The sequence below is a fragment of the Micromonospora sp. NPDC004704 genome (genome assembly GCF_053601675.1).
The window spans coordinates 41,516-60,581 of record NZ_JBSGCD010000003.1 but is presented as its reverse complement, the minus strand read 5'-3'; the positions used below and the strand labels follow the sequence as shown (position 1 = coordinate 60,581).

Annotated in this window: 20 protein-coding genes and 2 pseudogenes; 7 read left to right on the top strand and 15 right to left on the bottom strand. The window is 70.0% G+C overall.

The genetic code is table 11. The features are described from left to right. Positions 1-51 precede the first annotated feature (51 nt). On the top strand, positions 52-915 hold the full coding sequence (locus ACWEFB_RS04540) for a hypothetical protein (protein ID WP_326556260.1): 864 nt from the start codon (positions 52-54) through the stop codon (positions 913-915). Between the two features lie 10 nt (positions 916-925). Here the strand turns inward: ACWEFB_RS04540 and ACWEFB_RS04535 are convergent, their stop codons facing one another. The 6 genes from ACWEFB_RS04535 to ACWEFB_RS04510 form a co-directional block, all read right to left on the bottom strand. After that, positions 926-1,666, bottom strand: coding sequence for a VOC family protein (locus tag ACWEFB_RS04535; protein WP_452282199.1), 741 nt, complete (start codon positions 1,664-1,666; stop codon positions 926-928). Positions 1,667-1,680: 14 nt separating this feature from the next. Further along, on the bottom strand, positions 1,681-2,325 hold the full coding sequence (locus ACWEFB_RS04530) for an MOSC domain-containing protein (RefSeq protein ID WP_452282197.1): 645 nt from the start codon (positions 2,323-2,325) through the stop codon (positions 1,681-1,683). 120 nt (positions 2,326-2,445) lie between these two features. Continuing rightward, the gene (locus ACWEFB_RS04525) at positions 2,446-2,727 is read right to left on the bottom strand and encodes a GlsB/YeaQ/YmgE family stress response membrane protein (RefSeq protein ID WP_452282195.1); all 282 of its coding nucleotides are present in this window, start codon (positions 2,725-2,727) and stop codon (positions 2,446-2,448) included. 81 nt (positions 2,728-2,808) lie between these two features. Further along, positions 2,809-3,336, bottom strand: a complete 528-nt coding sequence (locus ACWEFB_RS04520; RefSeq protein WP_452282193.1) for an NUDIX domain-containing protein — start codon at positions 3,334-3,336, stop codon at positions 2,809-2,811. Beyond that, a complete protein-coding gene (gene lepA / locus ACWEFB_RS04515; protein ID WP_452282191.1) occupies positions 3,333-5,222 on the bottom strand; it encodes a translation elongation factor 4 in 1,890 nt (629 codons plus the stop codon). The genes ACWEFB_RS04520 and lepA overlap by 4 nt, the downstream gene beginning before the upstream one ends. A 239-nt stretch (positions 5,223-5,461) precedes the next feature. After that, the gene (locus tag ACWEFB_RS04510; RefSeq protein ID WP_452282189.1) at positions 5,462-5,992 is read right to left on the bottom strand and encodes a DUF4240 domain-containing protein; all 531 of its coding nucleotides are present in this window, start codon (positions 5,990-5,992) and stop codon (positions 5,462-5,464) included. Between the two features lie 143 nt (positions 5,993-6,135). Between ACWEFB_RS04510 and ACWEFB_RS04505 the strand changes: the two genes are divergently transcribed. Further along, the gene (locus ACWEFB_RS04505) at positions 6,136-7,122 is read left to right on the top strand and encodes a phosphotransferase (protein ID WP_452282187.1); all 987 of its coding nucleotides are present in this window, start codon (positions 6,136-6,138) and stop codon (positions 7,120-7,122) included. A gap of 146 nt (positions 7,123-7,268) precedes the next feature. Then, entirely contained in the window at positions 7,269-7,541 is a 273-nt protein-coding gene (gene rpsT / locus ACWEFB_RS04500) for a 30S ribosomal protein S20 (RefSeq protein ID WP_452282185.1), read from the top strand. A gap of 396 nt (positions 7,542-7,937) precedes the next feature. Here the strand turns inward: rpsT and ACWEFB_RS04495 are convergent. From ACWEFB_RS04495 to ACWEFB_RS04460, 8 genes and pseudogenes are all read right to left on the bottom strand, one after another. Next, positions 7,938-8,336: pseudogene (locus ACWEFB_RS04495) on the bottom strand (hypothetical protein); the annotation flags it as partial. A gap of 224 nt (positions 8,337-8,560) precedes the next feature. Beyond that, positions 8,561-9,535 carry a DNA polymerase III subunit delta gene (holA, locus tag ACWEFB_RS04490; RefSeq protein ID WP_452282183.1) on the bottom strand — a complete coding sequence of 325 codons (975 nt, stop codon included), beginning with the start codon at positions 9,533-9,535 and terminating at the stop codon, positions 8,561-8,563. A gap of 140 nt (positions 9,536-9,675) precedes the next feature. Beyond that, positions 9,676-12,081: a ComEC/Rec2 family competence protein gene (locus tag ACWEFB_RS04485; RefSeq protein WP_452282181.1), complete on the bottom strand. Its 2,406-nt coding sequence runs from the start codon at positions 12,079-12,081 to the stop codon at positions 9,676-9,678. After that, the gene (locus ACWEFB_RS04480; RefSeq protein ID WP_452282179.1) at positions 12,078-12,854 is read right to left on the bottom strand and encodes a ComEA family DNA-binding protein; all 777 of its coding nucleotides are present in this window, start codon (positions 12,852-12,854) and stop codon (positions 12,078-12,080) included. Before ACWEFB_RS04480 ends, ACWEFB_RS04485 begins: the two co-directional genes overlap by 4 nt. Before the next feature lie 398 nt (positions 12,855-13,252). Further along, the gene (locus tag ACWEFB_RS04475; protein ID WP_452282177.1) at positions 13,253-13,831 is read right to left on the bottom strand and encodes a hypothetical protein; all 579 of its coding nucleotides are present in this window, start codon (positions 13,829-13,831) and stop codon (positions 13,253-13,255) included. 12 nt (positions 13,832-13,843) lie between these two features. Beyond that, positions 13,844-14,425 carry a matrixin family metalloprotease gene (locus ACWEFB_RS04470; protein WP_452282766.1) on the bottom strand — a complete coding sequence of 194 codons (582 nt, stop codon included), beginning with the start codon at positions 14,423-14,425 and terminating at the stop codon, positions 13,844-13,846. Between the two features lie 139 nt (positions 14,426-14,564). Continuing rightward, positions 14,565-14,876: a hypothetical protein gene (locus ACWEFB_RS04465; protein ID WP_452282175.1), complete on the bottom strand. Its 312-nt coding sequence runs from the start codon at positions 14,874-14,876 to the stop codon at positions 14,565-14,567. After that, on the bottom strand, positions 14,873-15,166 hold the full coding sequence (locus ACWEFB_RS04460) for a hypothetical protein (protein WP_452282173.1): 294 nt from the start codon (positions 15,164-15,166) through the stop codon (positions 14,873-14,875). Before ACWEFB_RS04460 ends, ACWEFB_RS04465 begins: the two co-directional genes overlap by 4 nt. Before the next feature lie 444 nt (positions 15,167-15,610). On the opposite strand from ACWEFB_RS04460, the gene ACWEFB_RS04455 reads away from it, so the two are divergent. The 4 genes and pseudogenes from ACWEFB_RS04455 to ACWEFB_RS04440 all read left to right on the top strand — a co-directional run bounded on the left by ACWEFB_RS04455 (position 15,611) and on the right by ACWEFB_RS04440 (position 18,075). After that, positions 15,611-16,420: a helix-turn-helix domain-containing protein gene (locus ACWEFB_RS04455; protein ID WP_452282171.1), complete on the top strand. Its 810-nt coding sequence runs from the start codon at positions 15,611-15,613 to the stop codon at positions 16,418-16,420. Continuing rightward, positions 16,417-16,602 carry a DUF397 domain-containing protein gene (locus ACWEFB_RS04450; RefSeq protein WP_452282764.1) on the top strand — a complete coding sequence of 62 codons (186 nt, stop codon included), beginning with the start codon at positions 16,417-16,419 and terminating at the stop codon, positions 16,600-16,602. The genes ACWEFB_RS04455 and ACWEFB_RS04450 overlap by 4 nt, the downstream gene beginning before the upstream one ends. Before the next feature lie 445 nt (positions 16,603-17,047). After that, positions 17,048-17,395 (top strand): annotated as a pseudogene (locus ACWEFB_RS04445) (Imm1 family immunity protein); the annotation flags it as partial. A gap of 5 nt (positions 17,396-17,400) precedes the next feature. Further along, positions 17,401-18,075, top strand: coding sequence for a maleylpyruvate isomerase N-terminal domain-containing protein (locus ACWEFB_RS04440; RefSeq protein WP_452282169.1), 675 nt, complete (start codon positions 17,401-17,403; stop codon positions 18,073-18,075). A 16-nt stretch (positions 18,076-18,091) separates the two neighbouring features. Here the strand turns inward: ACWEFB_RS04440 and ACWEFB_RS04435 are convergent, their stop codons facing one another. After that, on the bottom strand, positions 18,092-18,958 hold the full coding sequence (locus ACWEFB_RS04435; protein ID WP_452282167.1) for a DegV family protein: 867 nt from the start codon (positions 18,956-18,958) through the stop codon (positions 18,092-18,094). Between the last annotated feature and the right edge of the window lie 108 nt (positions 18,959-19,066).

The following is a 19,066-nucleotide window of genomic DNA, read 5'->3' as shown; positions in this document are numbered from 1 at the left end:
GACGGGCCGGCGGACCGGCACAGACGGGGTCGGGCGACGAACGAGCAAGGGGTGCGGGTGCGGACTCAAGCGATGGTGGCGGCTGGCGTGGCGCTCGCGGCGGTTGCCGCATTCGGGGTCTACCTGGGCTCGCGCGAGATCGTCGGCAAGCTGCCGCTGCCGAGCGCCGTACGCGGATGCACGGTCGAGGCGGACGGCCGGGTCAACCTGAACCCGGAGCAGATGGCGAACGCCGCGACCATCGCCGCGATCGGCGCCAAACGCAAGATGCCCGAGCAGGCAGTGGTGGTCGCCCTCGCCACCGCGTTCCAGGAGTCCAGGTTGGAGAACCTGGCCGGCGGTGACCGTGACTCGGTCGGGCTGTTCCAGCAGCGCCCGAGCCAGGGTTGGGGCACCCCGGAGAAGATCCGGGACCCGCGGTACGCCGCCGACAAGTTTTACGCCGCGTTGAAGAAGGTCAAGGGCTGGGAGCAGATGCGGGTCACCGACGCCGCCCAGCGGGTGCAGCGCTCGGCGTTCCCGGAGGCGTACGAGAAGTGGGCCGACGAGTCGGCCGTACTCACCAGGGCCCTGCTGGGCAACGCGACCGGCGCCGTCGCCTGCACCGTCGGCGACGAACCGCTGCTGCGCGGCGCCGCCGCCGCGACCGCGCTCACCACCGGGCTGAACCTGGACTGGGGCAAGTTGCAGACCACGGTGCCGGCCGAGCTGACCGGTCTCGCGGTTCCCGCCGCCAGTGTCCAGACCGGTTGGCGCTACGCCCACTGGCTCGTCTCGCACGCCGGTGACAACGGGGTGAAGCGGGTCAGCTTCGAGAATCTGCAATGGACCGCCGACGAGGGCTCGTGGCATCCGATCACCGACGGGTCGGCCAACTCGGCGCTGGTCGTGGCCGAGGTCTACGCCGAGGGATAGCGGTTCTGCGTCAGGACGGGGCGAGGACGCAGAACTCGTGGCCCTCCGGGTCGACCAGGCACGTCCACGGGACGTCGCCCTGGCCGAGGTCGAGGTCGGTGGCGCCGAGGGCCCGCAGCCGGGCCACCTCCGCTGCCTTGTCGTCACCGGGGTAGGGCAACAGGTCGAGATGGACCCGGTCCGGCACGGTCTTCACGCCGGACCGACGGAGGAACTCGAGGTACGGGCCGACGCCCTTCGCGGAGCGCAACACCGCCTGGTCGTCGGTCACCTGGTGCAGGGTCCAGTCCAACGCCTCACCCCAGAACCGGGCCATGGCCTGCGGATCCTCGCAGTCGACCACCACGGCGGCGATCGGCCCGGTGTCCCGGTAGATCTCCCGGGGCTCCATGACGCAGAACTCGTTGCCCTCCGGGTCGGCGAGAACGGTCCACGGCACGTTGCCCTGGCCCACGTCGGCGGGCGTCGCACCGAGGGTCTCCAGGCGCGCGACCAACTCGGCCTGGTGGGCCGCAGAGGTGGTGGCGAGATCGAGGTGCACCCGGTTCTTCGTTGTCGTCCCGGGTTCCGGAACGGGAACGACGTTGATGCCGACGGCGACCGGGTCTGGCCAGACGAAGCCGCCGACGGGTCCGACGTAGGTGGTCACACCGGGCCGGTACGCACTCCACCCGAGCGCCTCGGCCCAGAACCGGCCGATCGCCGAGTCATCGAGAGCCTTGATGTTCACCTGGACGGGTCGCAGCGCCATGCCGGCCCCTTTCCCTAGCGGGGCTGGCGGGCGGTCCGCCGCTCGACCCGTTCCCGCAGGTGCGCCGGAAGTTCCGGTACGTCGAGCAGGCGCGGGAGCAACTCCGGCGTGAGGTTCAGGGCCCGGAACGTCTCCCCGATCGTCACCCCGTGCACCGGCCGGTGCACCACCGTCACCGTGTCGCCCGCCGTCACCGCACCGTCGCGGAGCACCCGCAGGTAGGCGCCGGGCAGCGCCCGCGCGGTGAACCGCTTGATCAGGTCGCGTACGTCCCAGAAGCCGGCGAACGTCCGGCAGGGCGTACGCGGCTGGCTCACCTCCAGCAGGGCCGAACCGACCTGCCAGTGCTCGCCGATCACCGCCCCGGTCAGGTCGAGGCCCTCGGTGGAGAGGTTCTCACCGAAGCCACCGGGTGGGATCTCCCGCCCCAGCTCCCGCGACCACCAGGCGGCGTCCTCGCGGGCGTACGAGTAGACCGCCTTGTCCGGCCCGCCGTGGACCGAGAGTTCGCCGACGAAGTCGCCGTCCACTCCTCCGGCGCGGAGCGTCACCGGCCCCGGCGTCGGGCGCTTGTCGATGCCGCTGCGTCCGCTCGGATCCCCGGCCCAGGGAGCCTGGGTCACGACGGCCAGGTTGACCGAGACGAGTCTGCCTGTCATGGCACCACCCTAACGACCGGTCAACCCACCCAGCACGTACGGCAGGGGCGCCGGACCGGTTTCGGTCGGACGCCCCTGCCATGTCGTACAAGGGGGAGGTAGCTACTTTGCTACCGGGGGTCAGTAGCGGCTGACGCTGCGGCGTCCACCGACACCGGCCACGATGGCCACCGCGATCGCCGCGACGACAACCTGGACCAGCAGCTCGCGCCAGTCGATGCCGGCGGTCTCGGTCGCGATGCCCGCGGCCCGTGCGATCACGGTACCGAGAAGCGCGGCGCCCACACCGATCAGCATGTGCAGCCACAGCGGGATGTTCTGCTTGCCGGGCACGATCAGGCGGCCGAGCGCACCGACGATCAGGCCAACAATGAGTGCGGTGATGATGCCAGCTACAGTCATCGGTCGTCTCCTACTCAAGTCATCCACACCCTGTTGTGTGGTGACGGCATAGTGCCCGACCCGCTGAATTCTCAAACCGACTTAACATCCCAGTTGTCGTGCGGCGGCCCGAACGGCCTGGTCCATGGTCTCGAAGGCCAGTGTGGGCGGATCGGCCAGATCGAACCACGTCATCTCGGACGACTCCGCCGGATCGAGCCGGATCGCGACGGCGTCGATCGTGGCCAGGTAGAAGACATCCAGTACGGGCAGTGTCTCGCCCTGGTAGTCGTAGCTGCCGACGTACATTCCGACGTAGTCGCCGAGCTTGACCTCGACGCCGAGTTCCTCGCGTCCCTCCCGGACCGCGGCGGTCGCCGGGTGTTCCCACCCGTCGCAGAAGCCGCCCGGGGTCTCCCAGAGCCCCGATCGGGGCTCGGCGGCCCGCCGCAGGGCCAGGAAGCGGGGCGTGACCGGGTCGCCGTCGAGCACGATCAGGCTGGCGGTGGGGCGGGCGTTGACGAACAGGTTGTACCCGCACGACCCGCAGGCGGTGGGCGGGGCGCCGGGCAGCGGCGCCCCGCAGCGCGGGCAGAACGAGGCGTCCGTTCCGTACACCCGCAGGCTCACTTCTTGCCGCCGCCCTTGCCGCCCTTGGCGTCGCCGGACTCGTCGGAGGAGAGCGCGGCGATGAAGGCCTCCTGCGGCACCTCGACCCGGCCCACCATCTTCATCCGCTTCTTGCCTTCCTTCTGCTTCTCCAGCAGCTTGCGCTTACGGGTGATGTCACCGCCGTAGCACTTGGCGAGCACGTCCTTGCGGATCGCCCGGATCGTCTCGCGGGCGATGACCCGGTTGCCGATCGCGGCCTGGATCGGCACCTCGAACTGCTGCCGGGGAATCAGCTTCTGCAGCTTCGCCGCGATGGTGACCCCGTAGTTGTACGCCTTGTCCTTGTGCACGATCGCGCTGAACGCGTCGACCGGCTCGCCGTGCAGCAGGATGTCCACCTTGACCAGGTCGGACTGCTGCTCGCCGGAGGGCTCGTAGTCCAGCGACGCGTACCCCTTGGTCCGGCTCTTGAGCTGGTCGAAGAAGTCGAAGATGATCTCGGCGAGGGGCAGGGTGTAGCGCAGCTCCACCCGGTCGGCGGAGAGGTAGTCCATGCCGAGCAGGTTGCCCCGGCGCCCCTGGCAGAGCTCCATCACCGCGCCGACGTAGTCGTTCGGCGTCAGTACGGTCGCCCGCACCACCGGCTCGTACACCTCGGCCACCCGGCCGGTGGGGTACTCGCTCGGGTTGGTCACGGTGATCTCGCTGCCGTCCTCCAGCAGCGCCCGGTTGACCACGTTCGGGGCGGTGGAGATCAGGTCGAGGTTGTACTCGCGCTCCAGCCGCTCCCGGATGATCTCCAGGTGCAGCAGGCCGAGGAAGCCGCAGCGGAAGCCGAAGCCGAGCGCACCGGAGGTCTCCGGCTCGTAGTCGAGTGCGGCGTCGTTGAGCTTGAGCTTGTCCAGGGCGTCCCGGAGGTTGGGGTAGTCCGAGCCGTCGATCGGGTAGAGACCCGAGTAGACCATCGGCTTCGGGTCCTTGTAACCACCGAGCGCCTGGGTCGCCGGCCGGGAGTTGATCGTGACGGTGTCACCGACCCGCGACTGTCGTACGTCCTTCACGCCGGTGATCAGGTAACCGACCTCGCCGACACCGAGCGCGGTGTGCTTCTCCATCTCGGGCGAGATGACCCCGATCTCCAGCAGCTCGTGCACGGCGCCGGTGGACATCATCTTGATCCGCTCACGGGCCTCGATCCGCCCGTCGATCACCCGGACGTAGGTGACCACGCCCCGGTAGACGTCGTAGACCGAGTCGAAGATCATCGCGCGGGCGGGGGCGCTGGCGTCACCGACCGGCGGCTTGAACTGCCGGACGATCTCGTCGAGCAGGTACGGCACCCCGTCACCGGTCTTGCCGGAGACCCGGATGCAGTCGCTCGGCTCGCACCCGATCAGGTGGGCCAGCTCCTCGGCGTACTTCTCCGGCTGGGCCGCCGGCAGGTCGATCTTGTTCAGCACCGGGATGACGTGGAGGTTGTTCTCCATCGCCAGGTAGAGGTTCGCCAGCGTCTGCGCCTCGATCCCCTGCGCCGCGTCGACCAGCAGCACGGCACCCTCGCAGGCGGCCAGGGAACGGGACACCTCGTACGTGAAGTCCACGTGACCCGGGGTGTCGATCATGTTGAGTACGGCGTGCTCGCCCTGCTGCTCGCCCTCCCGGACGGTCCACGGCATCCGGACCGCCTGGCTCTTGATGGTGATGCCGCGCTCGCGCTCGATGTCCATCCGGTCCAGGTACTGGGCCCGCATCTGCCGCGGGTCGACCACGCCGGTGAGCTGCAACATCCGGTCGGCCAGGGTCGACTTCCCGTGGTCGATGTGGGCGATGATGCCGAAGTTCCTGATCCGGCCGGGATCGGTGGCACCAGGAGTGTTCGCGCCTGCGTCGGGCGTCGGTGGCACGGCGGTCCGTTCTAATCGGGCTGGCGAGCGGGTCGGGCTGGCAAGCTGGCATGGTCGGGCTGGTCAGCGGTACGCGACGGCCCGGCGGGCGGTACGCGTCGGTCGGCGCGGGGCCGACCACTCTCTATGATCCCATGCCCTCCGGAAACCCCGGCGCAGCCCATCCGATCACCCCGAGCCCGCTCGGTTCCCCGCCGAGCCCGCTCACGCCTCCGGTCGTTCCGGTACGACAGCACCGGTCACTCTGGCGGCTCCACGAAGAGCGCGGCGAGCCGGGGCAACTGCTGGCGGGCGCTGGCCTCGTCGTCGAAGTCCCAGAACTCGTCCAGTTTCGGGTAGGCGGCGTGCTCCTGCGCCGGCAGCTCGCTCGCCGTCGCCTTCAGGTAGGCGTTGTGCGCGAGGTGCAGCACGTCCTCGGCCTCAAACTCCTCGCCGGTGACCGCCGCCTGCTGGACCGCCGGCAGTCCGGCCAGGGAGTCGGGGTCCTTGACCGCCTGGGCGAAGGTCGCCCTCCCCTGGAGGATCAGCCAGCAGCGGAAGTACTCGAACCCGTCGTCGGAGCAGCCCCCGTTGATCAGGTACGCCGCACCCCAGAGATCCGCCCGGTAGGAGGCCGCCAGGACCCGCCACAGGTGCTGGTCGAAACCGGCGATCTCGGTCACGTCCCGAGCCGCCAGCAGGGCCACCGCCCGCGCCATGATCGCCTCGGTGTTGCCGTCGGCGCCGGTGCGGGCGTCGTCGATCAGCGCCCAGAAGTCGTCGGTCCTCATGTCCCGGCAGTCTGGCAGACCGCTGTGACATCTCCCGCCACCCCCGCCGAGCTGCGTTCCGGCCGGTCGGGGCGACCGGCGGGAACGTCCGTCACACCGACCGGCGGGAACGCCGTTCGGGCCGGCTGGGGCAGGATGGGGGCATGTCCGCGAGTTCGTTACCGCTGGTGCCGTACGGTGCGACCGCCGTACGACCGGACTGGGCCGACCTGCCGGCGGAGCTGCGCGCCGCGATCGGTGCCCGGCTCGGAGCCAGGGTCAGTTGGGCGAGCACCGCCGGTGGGGGCTTCACCAACGGCTTCGCCGGGGTCCTCGACACCACCGCCGGGGACAGGGTCTTCGTCAAGGCCGCCTCCCTGGCCGACCAGCGCCACCTGAGCGACTGGTACGCCCGGGAGACCGCGATCATCGCCGCCCTCCCGCCCGACCTGCCGGTCGCCCGCCCCCGGTGGACCCTCACCGCCGCCGGGCACTTCGTCATCTGCCTGGACGCGATCGACGGCCGGATGCCCGCCCTGCCGTGGCACCCGGCGGACCTGACCGCCACCCTGCACGCGTACGCACGGGTGGCGGAGGCGCTGCGGGAACCCCCGGCCGAGTTGGTCGCGCTTGGCCTGCCACAGCTCGCCGACCTGCTCCGGGCCGACCTCTCCTGGTGGCGGGAGATCGTCGACGGGCACGAGCCGGTGCCGGCCGGGATGCCGGCGAGCCTGCGTGACCGGCTGCCGGAGCTGGCCCACCTGGAGGGACTGCTGCCCGGCTACGCGTACGGCACCAGCGTGATCCACGGGGACCTGCGGCTGGACAACGTACTGGTCGACCGGGCCGGGACCGCCTGGATCTGCGACTGGAACTGGCTCTGTTTCGGGCCTGCCTGGTTCGACCTGGCCGGCCTGCTGGTGACCGTGTACGCCAGCGGGCTGGACGCCGACCGGGCCTTCGCGACGCATCCCGCCGCCCGTGACGTGCCGGTGGACGGGCTGGACGCCACGCTCGCCGCGCTCGCCGGGTACTGGCTGGTCCGGGCGACCACGGAACCCTCCGGCGAGTCCCCGCACCTGCGGGCACACCAGCGGTGGAGCGGCGAGACGGCGCTGAGCTGGTTGGCCACGCGGCGCGGCTGGCGGTGACCGGTTTTGGCCCCACCGGGCCGACCTGGTAACCTGGCTTTTCGCGTGTGGCGATGTAACTGTGCGTTGGTGCCCCTGAGGGCTTACGCCGATCGTCGCCCGTGCATCAAGCTGACCAACCCGAGCTATCAAGACGAGGCTGTCGCGTGGCGAACATTAAGTCCCAGATCAAGCGCAACCGGCAGAACGAGAAGCGCCGGCTGCGTAACAAGTCGGTCAAGTCGTCGCTGAAGACCGCCATCCGCAAGTTCAACGAGGCGACCGTCGCCGGTGACGCCGAGCAGGCCACCGCGTTGCTGCGCGACGCCTCGCGCAAGCTTGACAAGGCTGTCAGCAAGGGCGTCATCCACCAGAACCAGGCGGCGAACCGCAAGTCGGCCATCGCCAAGCGCCTGGAGTCGCTCTCCGCCGCTGCCTGACGGATCGACAGACTTCACCACTTACGCCCCGAGCCGCGAAGGCTCGGGGCGTAGCTGTGTTGTCTCGACGGTCCCGACCGCGTAGTGCCGGGGGGCTGATTACTCGTAGTGCGGGGCGCCGGACTGACGGGCCCGCTGCTGGCCGGGGTCCAGCGGGTCGGGCCATCGTCCGGTCTGCTGGCCGTGCCACTGCTCGGTCCGCTCCCCCGCCGCCGGGTGCGTGTTGGTCGGGCGTCCGATCGGCGTACGGCGGGTGCCGGCGTGACCGGAGTTGGCCCGGATCCGGCTGGCGGCGGCCCGTCCCAGCACCAGCCTCGCGGCTGCGGGCGGGGCCTCGTCCTGTTCCGGTTCGGCGGGTTCGGCCGCGTCCCCGGTGCCGAACGTGGCCGGGTTGAGGGTGCCGTAGGCGTCGGGCGCACCGGCCGGCGCGTGCGACCCGTACGCGCTGATCTTGCAGCCGTCGGGCACCCGGGCGCGGCCGACCACCGGCAGCATCTCGCGCCGGAACCGCTCCTGTTCCAGGTCGGGGACCCGGGCGGCGGAGCGGACCACGGCGGCGGCGACCAGGTCGTTCAGCTTGACCATGACGGCGACCGTCACCGGTAGGACCAGCACTCCCCACCAGTTGACGAGTTCGGCGAGCGCGAGCAGCAGACCGAGGGCCACCGTGCCCTCGAAGAAGAAGAAACAGAGCAGGCCGCCGGGGTCGACGTGGCGCAGTCGCAGGACGCGGGCGTACAGCGGACGCACCCGTTCGTCGTCGACGGGCGGCGGCTCGTGCACCGGTTCGAGCAACCGGGGGTAGACCCGTACGGTGGGATGCTCCGTACGCGACGCCCCGTCGAGGTCGGCGCAGACCTCCGCGACCAGGCCGGGATAGCTCACCGCGATCTCCGCGGCCACCATCGGGCCGAAATCCTCCAGCGCTCCCGACAGGTCGGGGTAGCTCGCGTCCTCGGCCGCACGACGGCGCCGACCGGTGCGCATCGTTCCGGGCAACCGGAGATGGGGTGGTCCGCTCACCGGGTGCCACTTCCCGTCCGGGCGGCGGCGACCGCAAAGACCGCCCGCTCCAGGGCGTACCCCCGGTCGTCGGCACCGCCCTTGACCGCGGCGTTGCACTCGGCGGCGGCCTGCATCGCGTCGACCAGCCCTTCCGGGGTCCAGCCCCGACCCTGCCGCTGCGCCCGTTCGATCTTCCACGCCGGCATGCCGAGGCTGCTGGCCAGTTGGTACGCGCTGCCGCGCCCCGCGGAACTCACCCGGGCGACCGTCCGTACGCCGTCGGCGAGGGCGTCGGCGATCGGCACCGGGTCGACGCCGACGTGCAGCGCCCAGCGCAGCGCCTCCAGCGCGGCGGGCAGGTCACCGACCATGGCCGCGTCGGCGACGGTGAAGCCGCTCACCTCGGCCCGACCCTTGTAGTAGCGGGCGACGGTGTCGGCGCCGATCCGCCCGTCGGTGTCGGCGATGAGCTGCGCGCAGGCCGAGGCGAGTTCCCGCAGGTCGTTGCCGACCGAGGCGACCAGGGCCGAGGCGGCGTCGTCGCTGGCCTTGGCGCCACCGCGCCGGAACTCGTCCCGGACGAAGGCGATCCGCTCCCGTTCGCCCTTGAGCTTGGCCGCCGGGATCACGGTCGCACCGGCCGTCCGCAGCCCGTCGGCGAAGGCCTTGCCCTTGGCGCCACCGGCGTGGGCCACCACCAGGTGGACGTCCGGGTCCGGGTTCTTCGCGTACGCGAGCAGCACGGTGACCAGGTCCTTGCGGGCGTCCTGCCCGTTGCGCAACAGCAGGACCCGGCGACCGCCGAACAGGGACGGGCTGAGCATCTCGGCGACCTCGCCGGGGTTGACCGATCCGGCCTCGTAGTCACGTACGTCGGCGCCGGAGTCGATCTCCCGGGCCGCTGCGGCTGCCCCGGCGAGCGCCCGGGTGACGAGCAGCTCCTCGTCTCCGAGGACGAGCAGGATCGGGGCGAGGCTAACAGGGGTCACCCGAGCATCGTCGCACGACGGGTGCGTACGTCGGGCCTGGTCACCCCGGTACCCGTAGCCGAGCCCGCACTTAGCGCAAATCCAGGCATTTAGCTTAATCCTGGCATTCCGTACTTTGCCTGTGGGGTCAGCCGGTTCGGTCACCGCTCACCTGCACCGAGTCCTCGTACGACCACCGCCAGTGCACCGTCACGCCGGACCACGGCCAGATCCCCGTCGGTGTCCGTACGCAGCACCCGCGCGCCGTTGCGAGCCAGTCTCGACAGGACGGCCGGGTTCGGGTGGCCGTAGTCGTTGCCCACCCCGACCGGGACCAGGGCCACCGCCGGCGCCACCGCGTCGAGGAAGCCAACCTCCTGATAGGCCGATCCGTGGTGGGCCACCTTCAACAGTTCCGCCCGCAGTTCGGTGGCGGGGAGGCCGTCGAGCAGCGCCCGCTGTTCCTCCTCCTCGGCATCCCCGGCGAGGAGGACCCGTACCCCGCCGACCCGCGCCCGGAGCACGAGTGAGTTGTTGTTCGGGTCCGATCTGGTGCCCCGCATCGGGTACGGCGGACCGAGCAGGGTCAGTTCCACCTGGCCGGCGACGTACCGCCAGCCCGGACCGATGCCGCCGACCGGAATGCCGGCCGTCGCCCCGGCCCGCTCGACGGCGGATCGACCGGCCTCCGGCTCCGGCCACTGCGGAGTCACCACCGCACCGACCTTGCGCCCGCGCAACACCCCGGCCAGTCCGCCCACGTGGTCGGCGTGGAAGTGGCTGACCACCAGCAACGGCACCGACCGTACGCCGAGCCGGCGCAGGCACCGGTCGGCCGCCGCCGGATTGGGTCCGGCGTCGACCACGACGGCCCGCCCCGCCCCGATCGGCAGCACGGCGGTGTCGCCCTGCCCGACCGCGCAGAGCGCGAAGACCCAGCCGTCCGGCGGCCAACCCGAGGCGACCAGGCGTACCGGTAGCGCGCCGATCACCACCGCGACCGCGACCACCGCGACCAGCCGGCGGACCAGCGGATGCCGGGCGGCGACCAGCAGCGCCACGGTGAGCGCACCGAGCAGCAGCCCACCGGCGACGCCGTCCAGCCACGGCAGGGTTCCGGCCGGCACCCGAGCCCCGTAACGCGCGACCAGCACCAGCCACCACGCCGGCCAGCTCCCGAGCCAGGCCGCGAACTCGGCACCCGCCGGCCACACCGGTGACACCGTGGCGGCGGCCACGCCGAGTACGGTGGCCGGCGCGATCGCCGGCACCGCAAGCAGGTTCGCCGGTACGGCCACCAGGCTGATCGTCCCGGACAGCCCCGCCACCACCGGAGCGCAGGTCAGTTGCGCCGCCGCCGGGATGGCCAGCGCCTCGGCCAGCCCCGCCGGCACTCCCCGGGCCCGCATCCGGTCCCGCCACCTCGGCGCCACCAGCAGCAACCCACCCGTGGCCAGTACGGACAGCGCGAACCCGGCGTCGCCGGCCAACTCCGGATCGACCACGACCAGGACCGTGATCGCGGCCCCGAGTGCCGGCAGTGCCGCCCGTGGTCGGCCGACCGCCAGGGCCAGCAGCCCGACCGCCCCCATCGTGGCCGCCCGGACCACGCTCGGCGACGGTCGGGCCAGGATCACGAAACCGACCAGGGCGATCGCGCAGATCGCGGCGGTCAGCCACGGACCGGCGCGCGCCCAGCGGGCGCAGAGCAGCACCAACCCGACGACTATCGCGACATTTGCTCCTGAAACAGCATTCAAATGAGTCATGCCGGTGGTGAGGAAGTCGTCCTCGACCGCCGGCAACAGTCGACTGGTGTCACCGACCACCAGCCCCGGCAGCAGTCCGCCGGGCTCGTCGGCCAGGGGCAGGCAGGCCCGCTGCAACCCGGCCCGCAGCGTCCCGGCCACCCGCTGGGTCCACGAAGGCGTACCGATCCGCACGGGGGCACTGTTGGCCGACAGTACGGCCGCCGTCAGGTCACCGCCGCGCGCCCGCGCCAACCGACCGCTGGCGGTCAGCCGCTGCCCCGGCAGCAGGTCCCGCCACTGCGCATCGGTGGCCAGCACCAGAATCCGGGCCGGGACCTCGATCTTCCGCTGGTCCGGCCCACGCAACCAGGACAGTTCGGCCGACAGCAGGAGCATCGCCGGCCGTCCCGCCGCCCCGGCCACCGCGCGTGGATCGTCGCGTACGACCAGCTCGACGGTGACCGGCGCCCGCGTACGGGACAACTCGGCCAACGACTCCGCGTCCCGTACGCCGAGCCGGGCAGCCGTCGCCGCACTGCCGCACACCACCCCGATCAGTACGGCGACCGCGACCCAGCCGTACCGGTCGGCGAGCGGGCCTCGGTGGTGCAGCCGGGTCAGTCGGGCGGCTAGGGCCAGCGCGACGGCGGCGGCGACCAGTGCGATCAGCACTCCGGACCGCGCCGACAGGTAGAGCACGGCGAGGGCGGAGAGCCAGGTCGCCACCGCCACACCGGCGAGCCGCAGGTCCGGTGGCCTGGCACGGGCGTCTGGCTCGACCTCCTCCGGTACCCGGACCGCCGCTGCCGCGCTCATACCGTGACCAGCTCCTTGAGCTGCTCGTACCGGGCGTCCCCGATGCCGCTGACCTGCCGCAGGTCGCCCACCGTACGGAACCCGCCGCGCTGGTCGCGATGGTCAAGGATGCGCTGGGCGAGCACCGGCCCGACCCCGGGCAGGGTGTCGAGCTGGGCCAGGGTGGCGGTGTTCAGGTTGACCTTGCCGCCGCCGGCCGCCGGATCGGCGGGCTGCCCCGGACCGGCGGGTCCGGCGGCGACTCCCGGCGGGGCGGTCACCCCGACCAGGATCAGCTCGCCGTCGGTGACCTTCCGGGCCAGGTTGAGCAGTGCGACGTCGACGCCGGGCAGGGCACCTCCGGCGGCGGTCAGCGCGTCGGCGACCCGGGCTCCGGTGGGGAGCCGGACCAGGCCGGGTCGGCGTACCTTTCCGGCGACCGCGACGACCACCTCGGCCCCGGCGCTCGCGGTCGGGCCCGGACCTGGCCCGACGCTGGCGGATGTCGGCTCGTCGGCGCCAGCCGTCGCGACGACGTCGACCGGCTCAGCCTGCGGGCGGGCCTGCCAGGCCCAACCGGCGGCGCCGAGCACCACCAGCGCGGCCACCACCGCAAGCGCCCTGACCCCACGCCGGCCGGGGTCGAACGCGCCCGGCCCGCCCAGCCCACTCGGCGCCGGGTTGTCACCCGGCGGGGAAACACCAACCTCCACCGGTACGGGGGGACGCGTCGCCCCACCACGCAGCAGCCGGGCCAGCCGCTCCCGCACCCTGGTTTCGTCGTCATCGGACATCAGCGGGACGGTAGGCGGAGTCGACCGGCCGCGCCGCCGACCGAAGCTCTCCTGTGGACAACTCACCCACCTGTGGAAAAAGCCCTGATCATGCCCGGATGTGGTAGCGCCATTGGCCGCGTTCGCCGCGTAGGCACTGTTCGTCCAGGTCATCAACCCCACGACCTGACAGCCGCACTCGCTCCTGGGCGTCGCACGATCGCCCGCCCCGTATCCGGCGACGGTCAACGCCTGACCGGGAACAGCAAGGCGGGGAGCAGTCCGGACTGCTCCCCGCCCGCTTCCCCCACCCCCTCCTCCCCGGACGCTGGCACCCGCCTACAGGCAATGCGGGGTCGCCCTGCGGTCGCCGCGTCCTGTCGCTATCGACCGACAGGGGGTGGGTGGCCTTGGTGTTGCTATCTCAGGAAGGCTCCCGACTCGACGGCCTCAGTCGAGAGCGTCGCGGGAAGGCCTGGGTTCTCCTCCACCGCGTACCGCCAGACCGCTCCCTTGTCAGTGGCGTCCAGGGCGTACATGCCCTGCTCGCCGGTGATCACCCATTGCCCCGTGCGCTCGTCGGGGGACTTCAGCCACCACGGGAGCAGGAACAGCACGTACTCCCGGCCGGCAATCAGTAGCGGAGTGAGGTTCGTTGACCACTTGGCGCTGCCCAGTTGTCGCACCCGTACGGGCTCGTTCGCGGGCGGCAGCTCCCCGTGCAGCGTCTCCGCGACCTTCAGGGTTGTGATCGTTTGCGGGGTGTCGTGCAACGTCTCGATGGTGGAGCTGACCGCCGTCGCCCGCACGATCAACGTGCTGTCGGTCCGCAGCTCGGCGAACGTCTCGTAGTTTTTCACCCGGTCGGCAACGCTATGCCGTTGCAATTCCGGCGTCGGTGTAGCACCTCCCCGGGAGGCTTGGTCATTGGCGCCGCAAGCGCTGCTTGCCACCAGCACGAACACCCCGGAGGCGATCAACAGAAGCTTTTTGATCATCACGCCACCTCTCTAGTAGATGTAGTTAACACCGTTGATGTCATCAGCTTGAGGGGTGTTCAGACCACAATTCCACTTCTCGTCTGTGCCCTGAAACATGATCGGCATGCCCGCACAGACGTTGTTTCCCGTGTGTGCTATGCCTAGCGCGTGTCCAATCTCGTGCACCCACACAGTTTGCTTCTTCCCGGCCGGATATGCGTCAGTGTAGCGGCGGTTCAGCCATAGAGTGAGGGGCAGGTTTGCCCATGTACCCATTGAGCTGTTGCAGTACGGTGCACCCACGCTGCCGTCCGTTCTGCCCGACCACGTGAAGCTTCCCCAGTTCTCTTGCTTGAGCAGCATCTGCCCATTGCTGCCGACGATATGAAACGAGTTCGGGGTGGACGTGTTCTGCCAGGCCGCGATGGCGCTGTACGCGGCCGAGCCGTAGGCACCCCCACCGGTCAGGTCTTGCCACGTGGTCGTTGTGCTGGGCATTTTGCAGTTGTGCAGCGCGTACGCCGAAGCCGGGGACTGAGGGACAACGATAACCGCAAGTGCGGCTACCAGGGTCAGGGTTGCCGCCAATAAGCGGCGAAGGGGTTTCGTCATGGCGGTCACGCTAGAAGCCACCTTCGCATTTAGTCAATAGATATCGATCAATGAATACTTCAAGTAAGTGGGGCGCATACACCAGTCATTAGGGCGCCAAGAAGCCGCCCGTGAGGGCCTGTCAGCACTATTCCCTCGGTCAGATGGTGTGGCGTCTTCGCCTGATTCTGGTCTCGTGCTCGATCAGCCAGCCGATCATGCTCGCGTGAAGGGAATAGGGGTCCCCGTCCCCGCCCGCCTCCACCACGATCGCGTCAAGTTCAGCCACGGCCGTGGTGAACTGTATGGCGAGATACAGATATAGCTCGATCTGATGGAAGGGCAGGAAGGCCCCGATCAGGCTGAGCTTGGCGTCGGCGCAGGGCCAGGGGTGGGCGTCAACCCGGCAGATCCAGAGCGGCTGGAGCGGCGTGTGTTCAGCCAACTCGGGGACGATCAGTGGCCTGGTCATAGTTCCCCGCGCCCGTCTGAGGACGCGAAGTGAGGCTCGACCAGGCGCAGGTGCGGGTGGCCGTCAGGGAACGCCCGGCGGTGCACCGCGAGTTCCAGCTTGTCGCCGTCGTCGTCTTCGCCCACGACCTCAACGCCGACGAGCGCGACCCATGCCGCGACGACCAGGCCGAGGCGGTCGGGGACGTGAGTGACCCGCATGCGCAGTGGACGCTTGCCGGCCGGGTCCTCGCCCTCCTGCCTGTAGTCCGACGGCTGGAGGTCGAGCACGTCTCCCACCTGGAGAATCATCGTCGCTCGCTCCTTCCCGTAGTTCCGTAGCAGGTCCGCTGACCCAGGGACCAAGAGCGTTCGGCGAGGAGAACGGTCTCCTCCGTCGCCCACGCCGGCCGCGCCTCGGGCACGGAAGCCGGGGGCGGCGTCGGGGCTGACGGGGGCGCAAACACCCCCAAGATCAGGTCACACCAAACGGGCCGGGCAAACATTCCGCACCTCCTCGACGTTGGAAGCGGGGACACCCCCGACAGGGAGTCCGGGGATGTCCCCGCGCGGTCCCACCCGTCCTTGTGAATGCGGGCGACATTCGAGGGGTTGGATTCGGGAAGGACCGCTTGATGACAGCTTGATGCTGGAACGCCTACTGTCGGAATAGCTCAGTCCACTTCGGGGAGTGCAGACGCCCAGTTCTGGTGCACGGGGGGTGGATCTCTAAATTGAGGAAAGGGTGGGGAACGCATGGGTATCTCATCATCGGAGTATCTGGTCCGTGAACTAAAGCGCCAGAGGGTTAAGGCGGGCCTGACTCAGGCCCAGCTTGGGGAGAAGATTCACTACTCGGACACGCACGTCAGCGGCATCGAGACGGGCAGCAAGCCCGTCACCCTCGCCTACTTGCGCCTTGTAGATGTCGCGCTCGACCTTGGTAGCCACTTCGAGACGATGTGGGAGGAGTTGATCAAGGACAGCGCGCTACCGCCGTCGTGGCTCCGAGAGTGGATCGTGATCGAGCGCGATGCGCTGACGCTCCGGTGGTTCGAGCAGTCCTTCGTTCCGGGCTTGCTACAGACCGAGGACTACGCCCGCGCAACGCTGCGAGCAGGCAAGGGGTTTTCGGATGACGAGGTCGAGCAGCGCGTGGCGTCTCGCATGGAGCGTCAGGCGCTCCTCACGCGGGCCAACAAGCCACCACAGTTGATGGCTGTGCTGGATCACGCCGTGCTGCAGCGCACAGTCGATGACCAGCGCGACTTGATGGCCGCCCAGTTGGAGCACCTGCTCAACTGCGCTGACCTGCCGAACGTGCAAATCCACGTCGTGCCGGACTCGGTCGGGCTCTATCGTGGCCTCGCTGGCTCGTTCATCATCGCGCAACTGTCGGGCGGTGCGACGTACGGCCACGTAGATCATCAGATCGGTGTGGACGTCGTGGAGAAGCACGATGACATTGCTACGCTGGCGAACGCGTGGGACATCGTCATGGGCGAGGCCATCCCGCGTCGCCAGTCGCTCGACCTGATCAAGGAAGTGGCAAAGACATGGACATGACCGGCGCCAAGTGGCGGAAGTCGACCCGCTCGTCAACCAACGGTGGCAGTTGCGTGGAGGTCGCCGACAACCTGCCCGGCCGCGTACTCGTTCGGGACACCAAGGACCGCGACGGTGGCACCCTGGCCTTCAGGCCCGACGCCTGGCGCGCGTTCGTCGGCCTCGCGAAGAGTGCCAGCTAGACCGCCGAAGGACTGCGGTGGTTTGGTCCCCTGTCAGGCCGAGATCCAGCGAGGAAGGGCCCCAGCATCACGCTGGGGTCCTTCATTTTATCCGGCCTACCCGCTTGGCCCCCCGGATGCGCTGCTTGCAGTATCGGCGTCATCGTCGTAGAAGTCGGCGTTCAGCCACGCCACCAGGAGCCTCACGCCTCGCGCGGCCCGACGCAGAACGGATCCGGTGAAGCAATACGGACGGTCGGACGAGATTCGGGAGACGTAGAGCGAAACCGGGGAGGCGAAACCGGGGAGGGCACCATCGAATGACCACCTACGAAGCGACCTGGCTTGGCATCGGCCGTGCCACTCTGGCGAGCGCGAACCCGGTCGACGCCGTACTCGCCCCGCTACACGAGACCGGGCGGCCGGTTGTGGTTGACGTCTCCGTTACCGGGACGGCAGGCCCGACGGCGGGGTACAGGTCGGCGTCGGGCACCGGGATCGATCATTCGTGCTGTACTTCGGCGAGCCAGAAAGCGGCTACGCCGTCGAACCCGGCGTCGGCCACTGGAGCGGCGACATCGAGTTCAGCTATGGCGGCCAGCCCACCGAGTACCACCCGTCCGAGACCCGAATCACCCCGGAACAAGCCTTCGAGGTCGTACGGCAACTCGTCGCCACCGACGCACGTCCCACATCTGTCGACTGGAGCGAGCAGGCTGGGGCGAGCATTGACGACCCCATGACGGAGAGCCGGAACTCGGCCGACGACCTCTGGAGCTGCCCCGCCGTCGGAAGCACCCCGTTGGTACCTTGATCGACATGATGCGGGAACCGGTGTTGGACGTCCTCCGGGGTGAGGCGGAGCAGCTCACCCGAGCACTGACCGGACTGTCCGAACAGGACTGGAACCGTCCCACTGCCTGCACCCCATGGCTCGTACGCGACCTGCTCGCCCACGTCCGAGTGGTGATCGCCTGGCTGCCGGGAATGCTGGCGGCCGAACCACCAGCCCGCGCGAATGTGGACGCGACGGCGTACTACCGGCCGGACGAGCGGTTCGCCCCGGACACCAACACGACTCGGATCAGGCTGGCCCAGGAACACGCGGCAGCGCACGACAACGGAGACGCGCTGGTCGAGGACTTCCGCACCACTTGGCAGCAGGTGGACAAGCTCTGCCGGGCCGAGCCAACGGACCGGGTCGTACGCACCCGGCACGGCGATCCGATGCTGTTGACGGAGTTCCTGCGTACCCGGGTGGTGGAGGTCGCGGTGCACGGCCTGGACCTGGCCGCGGCCCTGGACCGCCCACCGTGGCTGACCGCTTCCGCCGCCGAACTGGTCGAAGACCTGCTCGGCGGCACCACGGCGCGACGAGCCCTCGGCTGGGACCGGCTGACCTTCCTACTCAAGGCCACCGGCCGAACCCCGATCACCCCCGCCGAAACCGAGCGGATCAACCATCTCGGCATCCACTGGCTCACCCTGGGCTGAACAGAAGACGGAAGAATCACGCCCGGCGGTGCACGACCACACAGGCGAGCCCCGGTCCGGCGTGCGCCCCGACCACCGCACCCGCCTCGGTGATGTGCCGGTCGTGCAACCGGTCACCGAGGCGTACGGCCAGTGCCTCGGCCAGGGATTCCGCCCGCTCCGGCGCGGCCAGGTGGTGTACGGCGACGTCGACCGCCGACCCGTCGGCGGCGGCGACGGCCAGGTCGACGAGCCTGGCCAGTCCCCGGCTCGCGGTGCGCACCTTGTCCCGGACGGCGATCCGGCCGTCGCGGACGTGCAGGATCGGCTTGACCGACAGGGCGGTGCCGAACAGCGCCTCGGCGGCGTTGATCCGGCCGCCCCGGCGGAGGAATTCGAGGGTGTCGACGTAGAAGAAGGTGAACGTACGGTCGATCGCGTCCCGGGTGGCCCGCGCGACCTCGGCCAGGTCGCCGCCGTGTGCGGCGGCGCGGGCGGCGGCCAGGGCGGGGAAGCCGAGGCCCATTCCGGTGGACCGGGAGTCGATCACGGTGACCCGGTTGTCGAACTCGGCTGCGGCCAGGGTCGCGGCCTCGACCGTGCCGGAGAGTTCGGCCGACAGGTGCACCGACACGATCCCGGTCGCGCCCTGCTCGAACAGCCGGCGGTACGCGGCGACGAACTGCTCCGGTGACGGCCGGGAGGTGCTGACCGCGACCCGGCGCCCGGTCATCGCCCGGGACACGTCGGCCGGTGACACCTCGATGCCCTCCAGCCCCGGCACCCCGTTGAGGACGACGGTGAGTGGCACCACGGTGGGCCAGACGTCAGCGGCGACCGCCGTGGGGCCGGTGGGCGGATCCGGCAGGTAGGCGGTGGAATCGGTGGTAACCGCGACGGGCATCCCGGCACCGTAGCCGATCTACCTGGTGACCGCCGCTGGCGATATTGGTCGTGACCAGGATAATTGCCGGCAAATAACCGGTGAACGGCCGCAGAAGACAACCGAAAC